This is a genomic window from Streptomyces sp. CB00316, from assembly GCF_001905595.1.
In the GTDB taxonomy this organism is placed as follows: Bacteria; Actinomycetota; Actinomycetes; order Streptomycetales; family Streptomycetaceae; genus Streptomyces.
The window spans coordinates 658392-678328 of the sequence record NZ_LIXI01000005.1 but is presented as its reverse complement, the minus strand read 5'-3'; the positions used below and the strand labels follow the sequence as shown (position 1 = coordinate 678328).

At 69.7% G+C, this 19937-nt stretch carries 19 protein-coding genes; 16 read left to right on the top strand and 3 right to left on the bottom strand.

The annotated features are described in order from the left end of the window. Positions 1-173 precede the first annotated feature (173 nt). The 6 genes from AMK21_RS17685 to AMK21_RS17660 all read left to right on the top strand — a co-directional run bounded on the left by AMK21_RS17685 (position 174) and on the right by AMK21_RS17660 (position 6785). On the top strand, positions 174-1085 hold the full coding sequence (locus AMK21_RS17685; RefSeq protein ID WP_158070722.1) for a class I SAM-dependent methyltransferase: 912 nt from the start codon (positions 174-176) through the stop codon (positions 1083-1085). Further along, complete coding sequence (locus AMK21_RS17680; RefSeq protein WP_073878941.1) at positions 1075-2076, top strand: diacylglycerol/lipid kinase family protein; 1002 nt, start codon at positions 1075-1077, stop codon at positions 2074-2076. The genes AMK21_RS17685 and AMK21_RS17680 overlap by 11 nt, the downstream gene beginning before the upstream one ends. After that, positions 2073-3566, top strand: a complete 1494-nt coding sequence (locus tag AMK21_RS17675) for an MmgE/PrpD family protein (protein ID WP_073878940.1) — start codon at positions 2073-2075, stop codon at positions 3564-3566. Before AMK21_RS17680 ends, AMK21_RS17675 begins: the two co-directional genes overlap by 4 nt. 107 nt (positions 3567-3673) lie before the next feature. Continuing rightward, positions 3674-5134: a DHA2 family efflux MFS transporter permease subunit gene (locus AMK21_RS17670; protein ID WP_073878938.1), complete on the top strand. Its 1461-nt coding sequence runs from the start codon at positions 3674-3676 to the stop codon at positions 5132-5134. 97 nt (positions 5135-5231) lie between these two features. Then, complete coding sequence (locus AMK21_RS17665; protein WP_073878937.1) at positions 5232-5933, top strand: SGNH/GDSL hydrolase family protein; 702 nt, start codon at positions 5232-5234, stop codon at positions 5931-5933. Positions 5934-6092: 159 nt separating this feature from the next. After that, entirely contained in the window at positions 6093-6785 is a 693-nt protein-coding gene (locus tag AMK21_RS17660) for an SGNH/GDSL hydrolase family protein (RefSeq protein ID WP_234421963.1), read from the top strand. 111 nt (positions 6786-6896) lie between these two features. On the opposite strand, the gene AMK21_RS17655 is transcribed toward AMK21_RS17660, so the two are convergent. Together AMK21_RS17655 and AMK21_RS17650 are read right to left on the bottom strand one after the other, a co-directional pair. Beyond that, on the bottom strand, positions 6897-7532 hold the full coding sequence (locus AMK21_RS17655) for a TetR/AcrR family transcriptional regulator (RefSeq protein WP_073878935.1): 636 nt from the start codon (positions 7530-7532) through the stop codon (positions 6897-6899). Between the two features lie 121 nt (positions 7533-7653). Then, positions 7654-8406 (bottom strand): ScbR family autoregulator-binding transcription factor, encoded by a 753-nt coding sequence (locus tag AMK21_RS17650; RefSeq protein ID WP_073878933.1) that lies wholly within the window; start codon positions 8404-8406, stop codon positions 7654-7656. Positions 8407-8817: 411 nt separating this feature from the next. On the opposite strand from AMK21_RS17650, the gene AMK21_RS17645 reads away from it, so the two are divergent. Continuing rightward, on the top strand, positions 8818-9591 hold the full coding sequence (locus AMK21_RS17645; RefSeq protein WP_073878931.1) for an AfsR/SARP family transcriptional regulator: 774 nt from the start codon (positions 8818-8820) through the stop codon (positions 9589-9591). 382 nt (positions 9592-9973) lie between these two features. On the opposite strand, the gene AMK21_RS17640 is transcribed toward AMK21_RS17645, so the two are convergent. Then, complete coding sequence (locus AMK21_RS17640; protein ID WP_107429937.1) at positions 9974-10987, bottom strand: bifunctional lysylphosphatidylglycerol flippase/synthetase MprF; 1014 nt, start codon at positions 10985-10987, stop codon at positions 9974-9976. A gap of 299 nt (positions 10988-11286) precedes the next feature. Here AMK21_RS17640 and AMK21_RS17635 point away from each other — a divergent pair, with 299 nt between their 5' ends. From AMK21_RS17635 to AMK21_RS17595, 9 genes are read left to right on the top strand one after another with little or no spacing between them, the layout of a single operon-like run. Then, entirely contained in the window at positions 11287-12843 is a 1557-nt protein-coding gene (locus tag AMK21_RS17635; protein ID WP_234421962.1) for an aldehyde dehydrogenase family protein, read from the top strand. A 34-nt stretch (positions 12844-12877) separates the two neighbouring features. Next, the gene (locus tag AMK21_RS17630; protein ID WP_073878929.1) at positions 12878-14020 is read left to right on the top strand and encodes an acyl-CoA dehydrogenase family protein; all 1143 of its coding nucleotides are present in this window, start codon (positions 12878-12880) and stop codon (positions 14018-14020) included. 11 nt (positions 14021-14031) lie between these two features. Further along, positions 14032-15324 (top strand): aspartate aminotransferase family protein, encoded by a 1293-nt coding sequence (locus AMK21_RS17625; protein ID WP_073878927.1) that lies wholly within the window; start codon positions 14032-14034, stop codon positions 15322-15324. Continuing rightward, entirely contained in the window at positions 15317-15832 is a 516-nt protein-coding gene (locus AMK21_RS17620; protein ID WP_073878925.1) for a type II toxin-antitoxin system RatA family toxin, read from the top strand. Before AMK21_RS17625 ends, AMK21_RS17620 begins: the two co-directional genes overlap by 8 nt. 3 nt (positions 15833-15835) lie before the next feature. Beyond that, the gene (locus AMK21_RS17615; RefSeq protein WP_073878923.1) at positions 15836-16318 is read left to right on the top strand and encodes a hypothetical protein; all 483 of its coding nucleotides are present in this window, start codon (positions 15836-15838) and stop codon (positions 16316-16318) included. Further along, a complete protein-coding gene (locus AMK21_RS17610; protein WP_073878921.1) occupies positions 16315-16878 on the top strand; it encodes a flavin reductase family protein in 564 nt (187 codons plus the stop codon). The genes AMK21_RS17615 and AMK21_RS17610 overlap by 4 nt, the downstream gene beginning before the upstream one ends. Further along, positions 16878-17837 carry a VlmB-like protein gene (locus AMK21_RS17605; RefSeq protein ID WP_073878919.1) on the top strand — a complete coding sequence of 320 codons (960 nt, stop codon included), beginning with the start codon at positions 16878-16880 and terminating at the stop codon, positions 17835-17837. Before AMK21_RS17610 ends, AMK21_RS17605 begins: the two co-directional genes overlap by 1 nt. Continuing rightward, a complete protein-coding gene (locus tag AMK21_RS17600) occupies positions 17834-18910 on the top strand; it encodes a fatty acid desaturase family protein (protein WP_073878917.1) in 1077 nt (358 codons plus the stop codon). Before AMK21_RS17605 ends, AMK21_RS17600 begins: the two co-directional genes overlap by 4 nt. Next, positions 18910-19929 (top strand): beta-ketoacyl-ACP synthase III, encoded by a 1020-nt coding sequence (locus AMK21_RS17595; RefSeq protein WP_073878915.1) that lies wholly within the window; start codon positions 18910-18912, stop codon positions 19927-19929. The genes AMK21_RS17600 and AMK21_RS17595 overlap by 1 nt, the downstream gene beginning before the upstream one ends. Positions 19930-19937: the final 8 nt, after the last annotated feature.

Sequence of the window (19937 nt, the reverse complement as noted above, 5' to 3'; positions counted from 1 at the left end):
CCGGCCTGCGAGCCTGCGACCGTCCCGTCCCGCCCACCCGAAGCAGCGAACCGGACATCACGTCGCGTGCCGCCGTCGCGGGTGGCCGAACTGTTTTGAGGGGTGCGGTGGCCGCCCGCGTAACAGGAGTGTTCGCCCCTCACCCGTACCCACATCTGAGCGAGGCATCTGCCGTGACAGCCGCACCTCCACCCACCCGGCTGCAGTCCGGGCACTCAAGCGAGACGGCCCACCTCACCGCGCGCGCCCGCGCCTCCGACGCCGTCATCGAGCCGGGCAGACGACTGCTGGGCGACACCTTCGCGCACCTGTTCGTCACCGTTCCCCCGCCCGTCACCTCGCAGGAGGCCCTCGGCCGACTGCAGCGCCTGGACCGGGCGCACGGCGGATTCATCGCTGAAATCCTGCTGCGTCAGCGCTACTTCGAGGATCTGGTTGCACTCGCGGTCGACGCGGGGGTGCGCCAGGTGGTGCTGCTCGGCGCCGGATACGACACCACGGCGCTGCGCTACACCGGCCCCGACACGGTGCGGTTCTTCGAGGTGGACCACCCCGCGACGCAGACGGCCAAGCTGGAGGCGCTCGCCGCGGCGGACCTCACGTCCCCGGTCACCTCGGTGCCCCTCGACTTCACTGCGGGCGCCTCGCTGCGCGCGGAGCTCACCGCGCACGGCTTCGACGTCGACACGCCGTGCGTAGTGGGGTGGTTGGGGGTGACGTTCTTCCTGCCGCCCGAGGCATGCCGAGCCACCCTCGCCGACCTGGCGGACACCGTCGCACCCGGCAGCCTGCTGCTCTTCGACTACATGGACGAGGCCGTGGTGGAGGGCACGAGCCCTTACGAGGGGGCCCTGGAGATGGCGCGCCAGGTGGCCGAACAGGGCGAGCCGTACATCAACGGCCTGACCCCGCACTCCGCCGCCGCCACGGTCCGTGACGCGGGATTCGAACCGGTGGAACAGCTGCGCGTGACCGACCTGGTCCGACGCTACGGCGGCAGCGACCCGTACTGCAGCGACGACGACTTCATGGGGCTGGTCACGGCGCGTCGCGCCGAACGGGAGGTGGGCGGCCATGGTGACTGACCGGAGCTGGGCGGCCCGCGCCCTGCTGATCGCCAACCCCCGGGCCGGGGCCCGCGACCGGCAGCGCATCGACCAGGTCGTCGCACACTGCGAAGGCCTGGTGCCGCACCTCGAAGTCGTACACACCGAATACCAGGGCCATGCCGAGGAGCGTGCCGCCAGGGCCGCCGCCTCGCACACTGAGGCGGTGATCGTGCTCGGCGGCGACGGCACGACCCGCGAGGTGGCGTCGGGTCTGGCCCGCTCGGGTCTGGAACAGCCCGGGGGACGGCGGCCCGCGATGGTCAACATCCCCTTCGGTACCGGCAACTCCTTCTACCAGGAGATCTGGGGTGACGCCCCCTGGCGCCAGGTCCTCGACCAGGCCCTGTCCGGCGAGCACCCCCATCTGCGCTGGGTGGACATGGCGCACATCCTGGAGATCGACGTCCTGGCGCTGCTCGGCGCGGGGGCGGGCCTGGTCGCGGACGCCCTGGAAGCGGCCCACGGCATGTTCGAGATTCCGGGCCGTGACCGGTACCAGCAGGCCGTCGCTCAGATCATGGGCACGTACACGCCGTACGAGGGCCGGGTGAGCGTGGACGGAAGGGTCGTCCACGAAGGCCCCGTCGCCCTGGTGAACATCGGCGGCGGCCGCTACCGGGCGGGCCGCTTCAAACTGCTGCCGCACTCGGTCATCGACGACGGCCTGCTCGACGTCTGCGTGGTGGGCGGTCCGATGGGCGTCCGCGAGCTGGCCGGACTGACCCGGGACGGCAGCCATATAGGGCGCCCCGGCGTTGTGTACGAGCGTGGCTCCCGCTTCGTCGTCGAGCGCACCGACGGCCGGCAGCTCTCCTTCGAGCACGACGGCGAACTCTGCACGGGCGAAGCCTCGCGCTACACCATCGACGTGCTCCCCGCCGTCCTTCCCGTCCTCGCCCCGCCGGCGCCGATGCAGGGCTCCCCGCGCGTGTCGAGCTTCGCGGAGCACGCCGAGGGCGTCGTATGAGCGGTGCGAGCGGCGGGGGTCCCACCCGGGCCCTCGCCCGGTGGACCGCGGGGCTGCGGTACGAGGACATTCCCGCTCGTCTCGGCCCGATCGTCACCAGCCAGGTCGTCTCCCACCTCGCGGCGGTCCGTGCCACCGCCGCGCACCCGGTGGGCCGCACCCTCCTCACGGCGTACGGCCCCCTCGACGCCGATGGCGATCCGGCTCGTACGGCCCATCTGATGGCGGCGTTGTCCTCCAGCCTCTATCTGGAGGACACCCTGTACGCGGGCCACGTCTCGCACGCCGCCGTCGGCGTCCCGGTGGCCCACCAGAGGCGCCAGGCGTTGTCCGGGCCCGCCCTGATCACCGCCGTGACCGCTGCCAACGAGGCTGCCGCCCGCGTCACCGCCGCCGGCACACTGGGTCCGTTCCGGGGCCAGTGGGCCGGCCACACTCATCTCGTGGCGGCCTGTGCCGCCCATCTGCACGGCGCGGGCGCGGACGCGGAGAAGCTGCTGAACGCCTGGGGCCTGGCGCTGGCCGCGCCCCCGCGCGCGCTGCGCCCCGCCGTGCTCGCCAGCGACGCGAAGGTGCTGTCCGCCGCCGCTCCCGTGCGCACGGCGATCGACGCCTGCGCCGCAGCGCTGGCCGGGCTGACCGGCCGCGACGACGTGATCGAGCATCCCGAGGGGCTCCTCGCGGTGTTCGCCGGGGCGGCCGTGCCCGAGCTCGTCGCGTACGGGCTCGGCGAGCGGTGGCACACCGAGACCCTCTCCTTCAAGCTGCTGCCCGTCGGTGTCCATCTGGACGCACTGGTCGAGTGCGCCGCCGAACTGCACCGCAGGCTACGCCCGGTGGGCCCGCTCGGCATCGCCTCGGTCGACGTCGCCGTGCCCAGGATGACCATGGTGATGAGCGGGCACGCGGACGGCTATGTGCGGGGCGCCGCCACCTCTCTGCCCGCCCTCAACCTCAGCGCCGGGTACAACGTGGCCACCGCTCTGCTCACCGGCGCCCTCACCGTCGCCGACCTCGCCCCGCCGGGGCTGGCCGAGGAGGGCCGCTGGCAGCTCGCAGAGCGGGTGCGGCTGTACGCGGACGAGGAGTTGAGCAGGCGGGGCGTGATGTCCACGGCCCCGGTCGGCGAGACCCTGCGCCACGCCGGGCGGCGCGCCCTGGAGTGGGAGACGGAGCTGCCCGGAATACCCATGGAGACGCTCTTGGAGGAGCTCGGTCCGCCCGCCGCCTCCTTCGAGGACTCCACGAAGATGCTGGGCTGCCGCATGACGGTGCGGATGCGTGACGGGCGCGAGGAGACCTGCGAGCTGGCCGCCGGGACAGGAGCCGTCGGGTCGGCCTCCTGGCAGGACCATCCGGCCCTGGTGCGCGAGAAGTTGCTGCGCACGGGCGTGGACGAGGCCGCGGCCGACGCACTGGCGCGTCTGGAGGACCTCACGGCCGGGGAGCTCTCGGAGGTGCTGCACGAGGTCTTGCGTCTCGCGGATTAATACCTACTGTTGGTATGTGAAGTGGGTCACGTCGTCCGGGGCTCGTTGACACCCTCTGTCGGGGCTAAATACATTCCTACCAACGGTATCTAAGAAAGGTGTGTCCCGTGGCTACTAGCGATGTCGGCGCTCCACAGCGACGGTCAGCAACGTCGTTACTGCTCCTGGCGTGCGGAGCCTCGTTCCTGGCAGTGCTCGACGTCACCGTCGTGAACCTCGCGATGCCCGACCTGCGCGAGGACTTCACGGACTCCGTGTTCCAGAGCCTTTCGTGGGTCATCACCATCTACGCGATCGTCTTCGCGGCCCTCCTCGCCCCGGCGGGACGCCTCGCGGACGCACTGGGCAGGCGCACGATCTTCCTCGCGGGCATCAGCGTCTTCACGGCGGCGTCGCTGCTGTGCGCCGTGGCGCCCAACCTCGACATCCTCCTCGTGGCCCGTGCGATCCAGGGGATCGGCGCGGCTGCGATGATCCCCGCCTCGCTCGCCATCGTGCTCATGGACACGCCGCCCGAGCGCCGCCGCGCGGCCATCGGCCAGTGGAGCGCCGCGGCGGCCCTGGCGGCGGCGGTCGGTCCCGCTGTCGGAGGCGTCCTGGTCGACAGCTTCGGCTGGCGCTCCCTCTTCCTGATCAACATCCCCTTCGGGCTGCTCTTCCTCTACGGCGCCGCCGCGATCCCGCGCACGACGACGGCCCCGGGCACCGAGCGCAAGCTCCCGGACGTCCTGGGCACGATCATGCTCGGCGCCGGTGTCGGCCTGTTCTGCCTCGGCATCAGCAAGGGCAGCGAATGGGGCTGGACCGAGGCCTCCAGCCTCCTCTGCGTCATCGTGGGCCCGATCCTGATCGCCCTGTGCCTGCTGCGCTCCGCCAAGCACCCGGCCCCCGCCCTGGAAGTCTCCCTGTGGCGCAACCGCACGTTCGCCCTGGCCAACGCCGCCGCGTTCTTCTACGGCATCGCGCTCTTCTCGTGGCTCCTGGTCGGCGTCCTGTACGTCACCCAGGTGTGGGGCTACTCCGAGCTGGAAGCCGGGCTCGCCATGACACCCGGCGCGTTCGCGGCGACCATCGTCGCCATGCGGGTCGGCAAACTTCCTCCCACGTACGGGCCGAGGCTCGCCACCGCAGGCGGCGCGGTCATCCTGGCAGGCACCGGCTTCCTGCTGGCCTTCACGCTCCCCGACCACTCGATGTTCCTGGCCTACTGGCTCCCGCTCGGCGTTCTGGCGGGTATCGGCATGGGCGCCATCACCACCGGGACGTCCACGGCCGCCGCGCTCTCGGTCTCGCCGCTGCGGTTCGCCGGGGCAACGGGCCTGAACCAGACGGCCCGGCAGATCGGCGGCGCCATCGGCATCGCGATCCTGGCCACCGTGGTCTCCGGCGCCCTCAAGGACATCGCCGACTTCGAGCGCATCTACCTGATCGCCGCCTGCGCGGCGACGGTGGTGGCCCTTCTCGGTCTCGGCCTCACCATCAAGCTGCCGCCGGCCCCGCCCGCCGCCACGCCCCCCGAGCAGGCCGCCGGCGAACAGAAGACCCCCACCACCGACGCCGCGAGCTGAGGACTGTCCCGCCGGGCCCGCCCTCCGGGCGGACGACGCGGGCTTCCACCGCACTTCCCAGGCCCAACAGCCGTCTCACCCGAAGGAGATGTCAGTCATGACGAGCACGGAGATGCCCTCGGACCGCACGCAGGAGCTGCAGGACCCGCACATCCTGACCGTGGAGGAGATCGCCGCCCAGCTCCAGGGCGCCCCCTGGACCCGGTACGCGGCCATCGGTGACAGCATCGTCGAGGGCACGCGCGAGCCCGTCGAGGGCTACGCCGACCTCAGCTGGGCCGATCGCGTCGCAGCCGGGCTGCGCCAGATCAACCCGCAGCTCGAATACCACAACTTCGGCGTGCGGGACCTCCCGGCAGCGAAGATCAGGGCCACTCAGCTCGACCCGGCGCTGGACTTCAAGCCGGACATCGCCATCGTGGTGGCGGGCGGAAACGACCTGCTGGGCAAGCACTTCGACACGGCGGCCGTCGAGACGGAGCAGGCCCGTATTGTCTCGGCGCTGCGCAGCCGGGGCTGCACCGTGGTGACGATGGGCCTGTTCGACAACACCTGGACGCCGTACGTCGCCGACAAGTACAAGGCGGTCATGAAGCAGCGGCTCCAGCAGTTCTCCGACCTCACCCAGGCGGTGACGCACCGGATGGGTGGCCTTCACGTCGACCTTCCCAGCCACCCCGCGGGCAAGGAGCCGATCTTCGCCACCGACGGCCTTCACCTCAACGTGCGCGGGCACGCGGTCGTCGCGACCGAAGTGATCCGCACGCTGGGCAAGCACCTCGCCGCCAAGAAGGCCTGAGCCGCCGCCTGAGAACCCCGGTCCCGGCGGGGCGTACCGTTCCCTCCCCGTAACGACACGCCCCGCCGGGGCCGCCGGCCGTCCGAAGCTCGTCCATGAAGGCCGGTCCAGGTCGCAAGACCAAGGTGAAGGACGCCGACGGAAGGAAGGTAGGACACCGTGGAAGCGCGCTCTGCCGACGAGCAGTACGACCCCTACTGCATTGCCCCGGACATGTCCACAGAGCTACTGGCGCAGGCGCCCTGGCGGCGGCTCGTCGTACTGGGCGACGCCATGGCGGAAGGGCCGGGGGAACCGTGCGAGGGGTATGACGACGCTTCCTGGGCGCACCGCCTGGCCGCCGCGCTGCGCACGGTCCATCCGGACCTGGCCTACCTCAACCTGGCCCAGCGGGACCCGGTCGCCGCCGAGGTGCGCGCCAGGCAACTCGGCAAGGCGCTGACCTTCCGGCCCGCACTCGCAGCCGTGGCCGCGGGCAGCAGCGACGTGCTGCGCGAGTCCTTCGACGCCGACGCGACGGAGGCGGAACTGGCGCGGATCATCGCGCCGCTGAGGGACGCGGGCGTCGAGGTGGTCATCCTCGCGCCGTTCGGCGGGGGCAGCACGGGAAACGTGCCCAGGGACGTCCTGCGCCGACGCCTGCGACTGCTGTCGGAGCGCACCTACGGCCTGGCGCTGCGCAACGGCGCGATCCACGTCGACCTGAGCGCCCACCCCGCCGAAGCCGACCCCGGCATCTTCGGTGCGGACGGCTGGCACATCAACGCACGGGGCCACGCCATCGCCGCCGCGGCGACGATCCGCCGCCTCGGCGTCCACCTCGGCGTGTACGGCCCGCTGTCCCTCGGCTGACGCCGCAGGGGCCCGGCGTCCCCGAGGAGCCTCCGCAGGCACCCACCCGGGCCGGCGACCGAGAGCCCACGAGGACGGGACTCCGGTAGGAGAACCCTCCGGCCGATCGGTCTACGGCTCCAACGTGGCGGGCATACGCCGGACGGAGTCGAAGAGGTGACGGAACTGGCGCAGGGTCGCTTCGAGGAGTCCGTCGGGATCGTCGGCGTGCGCCATGGCCATGGCGGCCTCGCACTGGGCGCCGTAGACCATCGAGGCCAGGGACTCGATCTCGTGCCGGTGAAACCGCCCTTTGCCCAAGGCCTGGCAGAGGCCGTAGAACATCATGCGCCGACAGTCGGCGCGGATTTCCCGCATCGCCTCCCACCCCAGCGCACCCGGCGCGTCAATGAGCGTGATGCGCTGGGTGCTGGGCTCCATGGAGCCGACCAGGAACTCCCGCATTCCCTGGAACAGTGCTTCCCAGGGGTCCTTGTAATGCGAGTATTTCTGGGCGATCGCACTGGAGAGGTCCTGCTGTTCGCGTTCGTACACCGCTCGGAAGAGTTGTTCCTTGTTCTTGAAGTGGTGGTAGAACGCGCCCTTGGTGACCTCGGCGGCGTCGCAGATGGCGTCGAGCGAGGTCGGGGTGTACCCGTCCTGGGCGAACAGCTTCCGCGCGGCGGTGAGGAGCTGTTGCGTGGTCGTGGAGGAGCGCTCCTGCTGGGTGCGGCGTCCGGTTCGCCGCGTCACCGTCTGCTGAGTCATGGTCCTGCGCTCCTCCCTTACGACCGGTTTTCGCCACCTGGGTCGCAGCTGACCGCGGCCGCCACGACGTTTCCCCTCGTGGGGGTCACCGTCCCGGCAGCGCGCACGTGAGTGATAGCCCTTAGGTTACGTACCGACAGTCGGAATCTGCAATGGGGGGCGACGTCCGTCCGGCCGGGGGGCGGCTCGGATGCGAGGGTTCCCTTGGCGGCTCACCGTCTTTCACGCCCCCCTGACCTGTGGTGGTCCGGGTCTCGTCGGCCGTCCCGGCGCTCGTGGCGAGCGCGATGCGGTCGAGAGCCTCGGGGGTCGCCATGCTCGGCAGCAGGTGACGCATGAAGGAGACCACCCGCTGCCCCAGATCAGCCTCGTCGGGCAGGAGCTGCGAGGCGATGTGGGCGCCGGCGAAGGCGCCCACCAGGAGTTCCGCGGCGTCTCCGGTGGCGACATCGGAACGCAACGCCCCTTGGCTGCCCGCCTCTTCGAGCAGCTGCCGGTAGCGTCCGGTCCAGACGAGATACGGACGCTGTCGTTGCGTCGTGTCAAGTCCTTGCTCCAGGCATAACCGGAAGCTGCCGCTCACTATGGGGTCGCTCTCCAGCTGGCGAGCTGTCGCCAGCGCTCGTTCCTTCAGCTCTTCGAGCTTGAACGGCAGCGGTCCCGCGGCGGCCGGGCGGGCGATCCACTCGTCCAGTACGGCGCTCGCCAGATGGCGCTTGGACGGGAAGTGGAAGTAGAACGCCCCCCTGGTGACACCCGCCCGCGCGGCGATGCCGACGCATGTCGCGGCCACGTAGCCGCGCTCGGAGAACTCCTCCGCCCCGGCCTCCAGGATGAGCCGACGGGTCCTGGCCGCCCGTTCCTGTCTGGTCACTGACTCTCCTCCTCAACCTGTCGATGAGTACCGCCATGACCAACGAGGCTTGAATCCGATGTTCAAGACGATTGGATCTTGGCTAATTCTTGTTCGAGTTGGCTCGAAATAGCTCTCACTTTGAATCGGAGGAAGGGTTGTGATCAAAACCAGCACGTGTGTATGTTCTGGGATCGATACAGAGTTCGACACATCGCTCGCTCAAGGTGATGCCGCATCCATCGGTCCGGAAAGGTTTAGCGGGCTCGTCCGCCAGGGCAAGCGGTTCATCCCTGACGGTTGCACGTTCCTCTGGGTATCAGGACTGCGATGCTCCATGTGTACTTGAGAATTCTTCTGGCGTTTCCGTGCGTGTGGCCGAGTTCAATGTAACACGTCCATTCATCAGTTCCGAACCGCGGGGGTTATAAGATGCGCATCGGGCTGCTCGGGCCATTGGTCGTAACCGATCAACGTATTCCGATCGGCATTCCAGGTGAGAAGCTCAGGGCTATTATCGCGACGCTCGCTCTCGCTTCCGGAATGACGGTCTCTTCCTCTGCTCTGCTTGACGAACTCTGGGGAGAGCAGCCGCCGCGCAGCGCGGCGAACTCCCTTCAAGGGCACATCGCCCGGCTGCGCCGGGCATTGGTGCAGCACAGCGGGAAAGAGGAAATACGGCATGTGATCCGGACATCGGGGTCGGGATACATGCTCGTGCTTCCGCCGGAGAACATCGACGCCTCACGGTTCATCCTGAACGTCGAACTGGCGAGCCGCGTGAAGGCCCGCGAGCCGGAGAAGGCGATCGTCCTCCTCACCAACGCCCTCGACACGTGGCGGGGGCCCGCGCTGCTCGACACCGGGCACGGCATGATCTGCCGCACCGCCGCCGCCCGGCTGGAGGAGACGCGGCTCATGGCCAGGGAACTCCTCGTCGAGGCCAAGCTCGCGCTCGGTGGCCACTACGAGGTGGTGTCGGAGCTGGAGCAGCTTCTCTCACGCCACCCGCTCCGGGAGCGGCTGTGCGAGCAGCTGATGATCGCCCTGTATCGATGCGGCCGCCAGGCCGACGCCATCGGCACCTTCCACCGGGTGCGCCAGCGGCTGTCCGCGGACCTCGGCCTGGAGCCGGGGCCGGGACTGCAGAGGACCATGTCCGAGATCCTGCGTCAGGGGCCCAGCCTGCTGCACGAGGTCGGCTGAGGGGATGGGGCGGGGTGGGCCGGCGGGCCGACCCCCGTGCGGCTCGTCGGCTCCGCGCCCGCAGCCCCGGGGTGCGAAGGGCGCGCCCGGCTCCGCGTTCACGACCTGCACGGCGCGGGCGGCCCGGACGTGGAGGCGCTCGCCCGTGGTGCCGTCGCCGCTGGGGCGGCGCTTCCGCCGGTCGCGTGGTTCAGCGTGCACCGGTCGCGGCCGGTCATCCACCGGAGCCGGGCTCCGGGGCGGCCCTGCTTGCGGCGCCCGGACCGTCGGCCGGGGGCCGGCGTCCGCCGCCCTGTGCGGGGAGGACGCCTCCGTCACGCGATCTCCGGCCGTAGGGCCGCGGAGGCGTCCGCCATCCGGGAGCCGTCCTGCACGGGAATGGTCAGATGGACTTGGTCACGCGCAGGACCTGCCAGATCGCCCCGAAGCTGGCGCCCCCCTGGAACGCCAGGTACTCGGGCAGTACCGAATGGGGTCCCCATTTCTCCTTGTAGGCCAGCTGTGTTGCGGCCGGATAGACCGAGCCCCCCTTCTCCGCGAGCAGCCGCATGAACTTCCCCGTCAGCGCGCTGTTGCCGGGGATTTCGCATGCGGGGTCGAGACCGGTGAACGGAGTGAAGCCGAAGTGCAGCCACTCGGCGCGCTCCTCGGTGAAACGCTCGATCGCCGCGGCGTTGATGGCCTCCATGACCCCCGGCATGACATCGGGAAGGCGCCGGCTCAGATCGTGCAGCCAGCCCGGGCGGCTGCCGTAGGCCGGGGAGTAGGAGATGTAGGCGACCGGCCTGTCCTCGATGAGCCCCACGAACAGTCGGCGGTACTCCTGTGCCGGGCCGCCCACCTGCCCCACCAGGAACTCGATCTCCTTGACGTGCTTGCCCTTCGAGCGCAGCCAGTGCCGGTCGATCTCCCCGATCCGGTTCCTGACGTCCTCGTCGTACGGCAGCTCGCGTACTTCGAGGCCGCTGCGTTTCGCCCTCGATATCTTGTTGCGCAGCTTCATGAACCTGGTGCCGCGCAGCGTGAACTCCGGCAGATGCACCGAGTACGAGGAGCCCACCTGGTTCACGGTGAATCCCGCGGCCGCGAACAGCCCGACGTCCGTCCGCTGGAGCTGGATTCCGACGATCTTGCGTCGCTGTGACCGCGCGTAACGCCCGAACTCCTCCAGCAGTGTGCGCTGCTGCTCCTCCGGGGCGAACACGCCGCCGAACTGGATGAAGTACCCGCCTGCCCGGCGATAGGTGATGAACCCTTGGCCGCTTCCTTCGAAGTGCTCGTTCCCCTCGTTGACCGCAAGGAAGGCGCTGGGGTTCTCGCCGTAATCCCGAATCGACTTGACAACTGACTCCAGTTTCCTCTGAGCGCCTTGAGGAGACTCCACCGACTGGCTCATCAGTCCACTCCATCGTCATATCGTCTATGCGTATGCGGGAATGTAACAGAAGGTTACGGTGAAATGCTGAAAAGCTTGTATCAGTGAGATCTAAGCGACCTATCAGAGCTTTCTGAAAGCATCGCTCACGAGGTTGGCTCCGACAGATTTTCGAACTATGAGGAGTGTCCGTGGGCAGTACACAGCTGTCTCGCCCGGTGTCGCAGAACCAATCTGCTCCGCCCCGAGAAACCGTTTCTCTGCGCACCTACCACTCTTATGTGGGGGGTGAGCCGCTGGAAAGTTCTGACTGGGTGTACGTGATCAATTCCAGCACCCTGCTCGATGATGTCTTCGCCAGCCTGACGCTCAAGCGGAAACTGGAACAGGGGCGCATCACGGCCGAGGACCGGCGCGACGTCGTCGTGGGGCGGGTCGCCAAGGCTGATCGGGCCACCGTTCAGCGGGCGATCGACGCCGCGGCAGGAGCCGCCCCCGCCTGGGGTGCGTTCCCCCTCGACGACCGCATCGGACGCTTCGGCGCGCTGCTGCACGGCAAGCTCGCCGAGCGGGCCGAGGAGATAGCGGAGATCCTGGTCCAGGAGGGGCATCCCCTGATGCTCGCCCAGTGGCAGGTCTCCGGGATGCTGGAGTGCTTCAGCCCCGAATCCATCGCGTTCTACCGCTCCCAGATGCTCCAGGAGTTCCACCGCGGTGAGCGGCGGCTCCAGGTGCGCCGGCGGCCCGACGGCGTGGTGTGCCTGAACCCGCCGCAGAACGCGCCGCTTTCGAGCGCACTGCTCGGCGTCACCGCCATCATGGGTGGCAACTCGCTGATCGTCCGCGCCCCGCGCAGCGGCCCGCTCGGCGTGATGTACGTGATGCAGGAGATCGTCGCCCCCGCACTCGACGAGGTGGGCGCCCCGCCGGGCACCCTCAACGTGGTCTGCGGAGATCCCGGCCCCATGCTCTCGGCCTGGCTCGCCAGCCCCGACGTCGACGACATCATCTACTTCGGCTCCAGCGAGAACGGCACCAAGTTCGAGGCGCGCTGCGTGGCCGAGGGCAAGAAGCCCATCCTCGAACTCGCGGGCAACGATGTCGTGACCGTCTGGAAGGACGCCGACATCGAGCTGGCGGCCGAGGCGCTCACCGAGAGCTTCTACGGCTCCGGGCAGCTGTGCATGATCCCCAACCAGGTCCTGGTCCACCCCGACGTGGCCGACGACCTGATCGCCTCCCTGGTCCGCAAGGTCGGCCACATCCGGCCGGGCTACCCGACCGAACCCGACGTACTGCTCACGCCCGTGCTGCGCAACGAGAAGTTCTTCAAGTGCCTGGACGACGCGCTGGCCAAGGGTGCCGAGCTGGCCTGCGGCGGGCACGCCATGCAGCTCGACGAGCGCCGCGATCCCAACGGCATCTTCCTGGAGCCGACCGTCATCGTCGTACGCGGCCTGGACCGCGCACGCGAGGTCGAAGCCGTGGTGCACGAGACGTTCTTCCCCCTGCTGCCCATCGTGGTCGCGGACCCGGAGCCCGACGACGAACTCCTCGAGCGTTTCATCGACTTCGTCAACTCCAACGCCTACGGCCTGCGCAACTCCCTGTGGGCCACGGACTCCCGGGTCGTGGACCGCTTCCTGGCGCGGGTGAGCAACGGAGGTCTGCTCAAGGTCAACGACTCCCACATCGGCTTCCTGCCCTGCCTGCCCACCCATGGCGGAACGGGACTGACCGGCGGCGTCTTCGGCGAGGCCAACTACCCGATCCTTCGAACCTCCCACGTCCAGGGCGTGAGCATCTCCACCGGCTCCCGTCCGCGTGACGCGGTCTTCGGAGCGTGGCGGACCCTGCGCGAGAAGAAGACCTCGTAGCCACCCCGCGTTCCGCCTCTGCGAAGGAGTTCCCATGCGTGCACTTGATGCCGCCCGCGACACCTGCGAGCGCTATCTGCCCGGACTGCTCGGCGCGCTCGCCAAGCACTCGCTCAACGACCTGGAGCGGCCCGACAGCCCCGCCATCGAGCTCTTCCGCTCGCACGGCGGATCCGCCCTGGTCATCCCCAAGACGTATTCGGGCCTCGGCGCGGGCCCGCTGGAAGCGGTCGAGGTGACCCGAGCGCTCGCCGCCGCGTCGCCGTCCCTCGCCGTGGCCACCACGATGCACCACTTCTCGGTCGCCACGCTCTTCTCGCTCGCCGGCAGCCTCCAGTCCAGTGGTGTCGAGTGGGCGCTGCTCGAGGGGATCGTGGAGCAGAACCTGCTGGTCGCCTCCGGCTTCGCCGAAGGCAGGCCGGGGCGCGGCATCCTCGCGCCGACCATGGAGGCCCGCCTGGACGAGGGGGGCAAGGGCTACCGCATCAACGGCTCCAAGAAGCCGTGCAGTCTCTCCTCCTCCATGGACCTGCTCACGGCGAGCGTCGCGCTGCCCGGACCGGACGGCACCAGTGAGATGGCCGTGCTGCTCGTGCCCCGCCAAACCGAGGGCGTGACCGTCCACCCGTTCTGGTCCAGCTGGGCTCTGGCGGGGGCGGAGAGCGACGAGATCCGCCTCACCGACGTGCTGGTCGACGAACAGCAGGTCATGCGGACCGAGCTGGGCGACGGTGGTGAGCTGGACGAGCTCCAGACCGTCGGCTTCATCTGGTTCGAGATGCTGATCTCCGCGTCGTATCTCGGCATCGCCAGCGCGCTCGCCGAGCGTGTCACCACCGGCGGGCGCGGCTCGGCCTCCGAGCGGGCGCAGTTGGTCACCCGCCTGGAGACGGCCGCCCTGCTGCTCGAAGGGGTGGCCCGGATGATCGAGGACGGAGAGACGGGCAACGCCGCGCTCGGCAAGTCCCTGGTGGCCCGTTACGGAGCCCAGGACGCCATCGGTGAGACCGTGCGCACGGCCGTGGAACTCCTGGGCGGGATGGCGTTCATCAGCAGCGGCGACGTCGGCTATCTGGCAGCGGCCTCCAACGGGCTCTCCTTCCACCCACCGTCCCGCTCCAGCTTCGCCGAGCCGTTCGTCGAGCACATCGGCGGCAAGCCGCTGCGACTGGCCTGAGGAGCCGACACATGACCACCACCACGGACTCGCCGGTCCACGACCGGGAGCACATCGGGCGGCTGTACCGCGCCAACCTCAGCAAGGGCCGTGCCACCCTCGGCGAGCTCTTCGGCGGCCACATCGAGACCGGCTCCGAAGGTGCCTGGATCCTCACCGACGACGGCCGTCGCTTCCTCAACTGCGGCAGCTACGGCGTGCTGATCACCGGCGCCCGGCACCCCACCGTCGTACGCCATGTCACCGAGCAACTGGGGCGCCATCCCGTCGCCAGCCGGGTCTTCCTCGAACCCCAGGCCGCCCTGGCCGCCGAGGCCCTGGCCGCCAGGGCCCCGGCCGGCCTGGAGCGGGTGCACTTCGCCTGCTCCGGAGCCGAGGCGGTGGAGACCGCCATCAAGATCGCCCGGACCCGGGGCAAGGACCAGCTGGTCGCCACCCACGGCGGATACCACGGCAAGACCATGGGGGCCCTCAGCCTGACCGGCAAGGACGTCTTCCAGGACCCGTTCCGCCCACTGCTGCCCGGCGTCCACCACGTGCCCTACGGGGACGCGGACGCACTGGAGGAACTCCTCAGGGCCATGCCGGGGCGGGCCTGCTTCGTCGTCGAACCCGTCCAGGGCGAGGCCGGGGTCGTACTGCCGCCCCCCGGCTATCTGCGCGCCGTGCAGGAGCTGTGCCGCACCTATGACGCGCTCCTCGTCCTCGACGAGATCCAGACGGGCCTCGGCCGTCTCGGCACCTGGTGGGGCGCCGACGCCGACGGCGTCACGCCCGACGTGCTGCTCGCGGGCAAGGCGCTCGGCGGCGGCATCCTGCCCGTCTCCGCGGTCATCGCGACCCCGAAGGCGTTCGCGGCCTTCGACAAGGACCCCTATCTGCACACCTCGACGTTCTCCGGAACGCCGATGGCCATGGCCGCCGTACGCGGCGCCCTCGCCGCCATCGAGGAGGACGGCCTCGTCGACCGCGCCCGCGATCTCGGTGCCGAGATGCTCACCACCGTCCGCGACATCGCCCAGCGGCACTTCGGTCCCGTGCTGCGCGAGGTACGCGGCCGGGGGCTGCTCATCGGGATCGAGTTCGCGATCCCCGGCCCCGCGGGCGATCTGCTCATCGAGCTGATCTCGCAGGGCGTGGTGGCCAACCACTCGCTCAACTCGCACCTGGTGATCAGGCTCACGCCGCCCGCCGTGCTCAGTGCCGCGGACACGCGCTTCCTGTACGAGGCATTCGACCGCGCCTGCCGAGCGCAGGCGGCCCGATACGTACCGACTTTCGAAGGTGACTCCGCCCATGCGTAGTGTTCACGTGGCCGTCGAGCTGTCTGGGACCGCACCGGCCAAGGGGTACGACCAAGTGAGGCAGTTCGCCCGCTACCCCGAGCTCGCTCCGGTGGTCCGTGCCGTGACCGTCCATGAGATCAGCGCCGACGAGGAGACCAGCGACTGGGAGGTCTACTTCCGCAACGGCATCCTGCGCTGGACCGAATCCGATCACTTCGACCCGGCCGGTCTGACGATCGCGTTCACCCAGCTCGACGGGGACTTCGACTCGTTCGAAGGGACCTGGCGCATCTCCGGCACCGAGAACGGCTGTGTGGTCGACTTCCGCGCCGAGTTCGACTTCGGCATTCCCAGTCTGGCCGGCATCCTCGATCCCGTCGCCGAACGGGTCATCAAGGAGACCATCGCCCGCGTCGTCATCGGGCTGTTCGGCGGCAGGGGAACCGTCGTCGGCGACGAGGCCCTGGCCCGGGCCGTGGCCCGGCCGCCGGTCGAGGCCCAGCTCGCCGGCGCACCGGTGGAGTGAGCCATGGACACCAAGAACCTGTTCATGACGCCCACCACGGCCCGCCTGGTACGCGCCGAGTACGCCCTCGGACTCGTCGTGTCCGTCGTTCTCTTCTTCACCCACCTCGACGAGATCCGCTGGTGGGTCGCGATCGGGCTGTTCCTCTACATCGACCTCATCGGCTACATCCCCGGCGCCATCGCGTTCCGGCGCAAGGGGCACGGTGACATCCCCAAGGGGTACTACCTGGCCTACAACGTCATGCACAGCCTGGTCACCCAGGGCCTTGTGGCGCTGGCCTGGATCTGGCTGTGGGGAGCCGAGTGGGCGCTGCTCGCCCTGGCCATCCATCTCTTCGGCGACCGGGCCCTGTTCGGGAACTTCCTCAAGCCGTTCGGACTGCGCTTCGAACCGGAGGCCCACCAGGCGTACCGCAGATTCCACAGCGAGTTCACCACCGCTGCCCCGACGGGCGGCAACGACGCGCTGCGCACGGTCACATGACGAGCTCCGCCACGGTACCGGCCGCCGTCCAGGCCGCGCTGAACGTCACGATGCGGCACTTCGTCACCGGCGTGACGGTCCTCACCTGCGGCGGCCCGGCCGAGGCCGAAGGGGTCACGGTCTCCACCCTGACCACGATCCCCGGCGACCCGCCCATGGTCTGCGTCGCCCTGCGCAGGGGCAGCCGGGGTCTCGGATCCCTGCTCGCCGCGCAGGCGTTCGTGGCCAACGGCCTGGCCGCCGACCACGAGTGGCTCGCCCAGCACTTCGCCCGGCGCAGTCGGCCCACGGGCCTCGCCCAGCTGCCGCTCCGGGCGTGGGCGGAGCCGTCGCCGCACGGCGCGCCACGGCTGCGGGGCGCCGTGTCCTGGCTCGAATGCCGGATCGAGCGGACGGTGGCCGCAGGCGATCACGAACTGGTGATGGCTCGCGTGCTGACCGGCGCCGCCACCGCCCGCACCCCCCTGGTCAACTTCGCCGGCGTGCTGCACGCAGGGCCGTCCTCCGCTCCGCACGCCGCGAACCCCGCCAATCCGATGCACACCGAAAGGAAGCAGTGATGACCTCCTCGAACATCCCCTCCGAGGCGGACTGGGAGCAGGCCCCCTCGCTCATGGACGGGGCACTGAGCCTGGAGCTCTCGGCGGCGACGTGCGATCTGGCGTACTGGTTGCGATCCGTCCCGCAGGGAACGCTGCGCGGCCGGATCCTCGGGCACGCCGACGACGTCCAGCCGCTGGACGTCGTACGGCAGGAAGGTCCGCTCAACGCTGCGATCAAGCAGGAACTGGCCTTCCGCTCCATCGCCGAGGAGAAGGCGACCCGCGCCATCGGCTACATGGTCGCCCTGGCACCCGACAACGACAGCATGGAGTTCTACTCCACCCAGCTGATCGACGAGGCGCGGCACGCGATGGTGTTCCGCAGCCACCTGCTGCAATTGGGCACCGCCCCCGACGACCTGCTCGCCGAGGTGGACCGGCTCGCCGCCGAGGACCGCGACTCCATCCTTGTGCCGCTGGAGAACTTCGGTCTCAGGGTGCTGCGCGACGAGCAGGACTTCATCGGCGGCGTCCTGGTCCTGACCGTCCTGGTCGAGGGTGTCCTCGCCCCCGCCGCGGAACTCAGCGAGCGCAAGTGGCGGGTCTTCGACCCGGCGGCCGCCGACATCGAGCGCGGCGCCGGCATCGACGAGATCCGCCACCTGACTGTGGGCAGCTCCATCCTGCGCGAGCACCTGCTCAAGCACCCCGAGGACAAGCCGCGACTGCTGGAGCTGATGGCAGAGGGCTACGAACTGTGGGGACGGTTGCCCACCACCGAGCAAGTGCTGCGCCGGGAAACGCTGTTCCAGAAGGGCATCGACGAACACGGCCACCTGCTGGGCGACTACGAGGCCTGGCCGGGGCGGCGACTGGTCGACACCACTCCCGAGGAGCGCATGGAGACCGGCAAGGCGTGGGCCGACAAGATGCAGCACACCCGGCTCGCCTACATGGGGCTTGAGGAGGCGATATGACGTCAACCGGGGCCGGTGCCGCCAGCGGCGCCGACAGCCCGACGGCCAGCTTCGACGAGGTCACCAAAGTCGTGAGACGGGCTGGCCTGATGGAACCCCAGCCCGTCTACTACGCGCTCAAGATCGCCGCCAATCTGCTGCTGCTCGCCGTCGGCTGGACCGTCTTCGCCCTCGTGGGCGACAGCTGGTGGCAGCTGGCCACCGCGGCCTTCCTGGCGCTGTGCTTCGGCCAGACCGACCTGGTCGGCCACGACGCGGGACACCGCCAGATCTTCCGCACCCGCAAGGGCAGCGACGTCATCGGGTACATCCACGGAAACCTCCTCACCGGGGTCAGCTTCGGCTGGTGGGTGGGGCATCACACCAAGCACCACAACTACCCCAACCACCTCTCCCTCGACCCCGACATCACACGTCGCCAGGTCATCTTCGACTCCAAGCACCGTACGAAGAAGACCGGCGCCGTGGCTCGCTTCATCGTGCGCCACCAGGCCTGGATGTTCTACGTGGTGATCATGATGGAAGGGCTGCGGATGCACCTTTCCGGGTACATCGCGGCCCGCATGGGCGTGATCAAGCGCCACGTGGTCGCCGACCTGGGTCTGCTGACCCTGCACCTGGCGGCCTACTTCACCGCCGTCTTCCTGGTCCTCCCGCCCGGCAAGGCCGTCGCGTTCATCGTCGTCCACCAGGCCCTGTTCGGGTTCTACATGGGTCTGCTCTTCGCGCCCAACCACAAGGGCCTGCCCGTACGCGACGGCGAGGCCGAGGAGTTGGACTGGCTGACCCGTCAGGTGGTGACCTCCCGAAACATCCGGCCGAACCGGGTCACCGACTTCTTCTACGGTGGCCTCAACTACCAGATCGAGCACCACTTGTTCCCCTCCATGCCGCGCCGGAACCTGCGCCGCTCCCAGCCACTGATCAAGGAGTACCTGGTCAGTCACGGAATGCCGTACGCAGAGGTGTCGCTGATGCGCTCCTACCTCGACGTGTCGGACTACCTCGGCGAGGTCGGTGACGAGGTCACCGCCCTGGAGCGGACCGCGCGACTCCAGGTCGGAGGCACCTGATGGCGGCGGCGCGCGCGGCGGTGGTGTGCGGTCTGGGCACCCACCTGCCCTCCCGTGTGGTCACCAACGCGGACCTGGCGAGGGAACTGGACACCTCCGACGAGTGGATCCGCAGCCGCACCGGGATCAGGCAGCGGCACATCGCCGAGGACGGCACGGCCACCTCCGACCTCGCCGTCGAGGCGGGCGGACGGGCGCTCAAGTCCGCCGCGACATCAGCCTGGACGGATGCGGTGGACGCCGTCATCGTGGCGACGAGTACCCCGGACCACTCCTGCCCGGCCACCGCGCCGGCGGTGGCGGCCCGTCTGGGCCTGGGCGTCGTGCCGGCCTTCGACGTGGCGGCGATGTGCACCGGCTTCCTGTACGGGCTGGCGGTGGGCGGCGGCCTCATCGCGGCCGGCACGGCGCACAGCGTCCTGGTGATCGGGGCCGAGACGTACTCCAGCATTCTCGACCCCGCGGACCGCTCCACCCGGGCGATCTTCGGGGACGGGGCCGGCGCCGTCGTCCTGCGCGAGGGCGATCCGGGGGAGCCGGGCGCGCTCGGGCCGGTGGTCCTCGGCAGCGATGGCACCGGAAGCCGGCTGATCCGGATCCCCTCGGGCGGCTCGCGCGACCCGATCCGCCCCGAGCACACGGAGCGAGCCGACCCGTATTTCCGTATGGAGGGCGCACAGGTCTTCCGCAGCGCGGTGGAACGGATGGCCGAAGCCTCCCTCGAAGCCGTGGCACGGGCCGGGTGGGCATGTGAGGACACCGACGTGTTCGTCGCCCACCAGGCCAACCTGCGCATCATCCACGCGGTCGCCGACCAGATGCGGCTGCCCCGATCGCGCTTCCCGGTCCATCTGGACAGGGTGGGCAACACCGCTGCCGCGTCCATCCCCCTGGTCCTCGCCGACGCTGTCAACGCGGGCACCCTGCGACCCGGGCACCGCACTGCGCTCGCCGCGTTCGGGGGCGGGCTGACGTGGGGCGCGGCCACCCTGACGTGGCCCGACATCACACCTGTCTGACTGTTCAT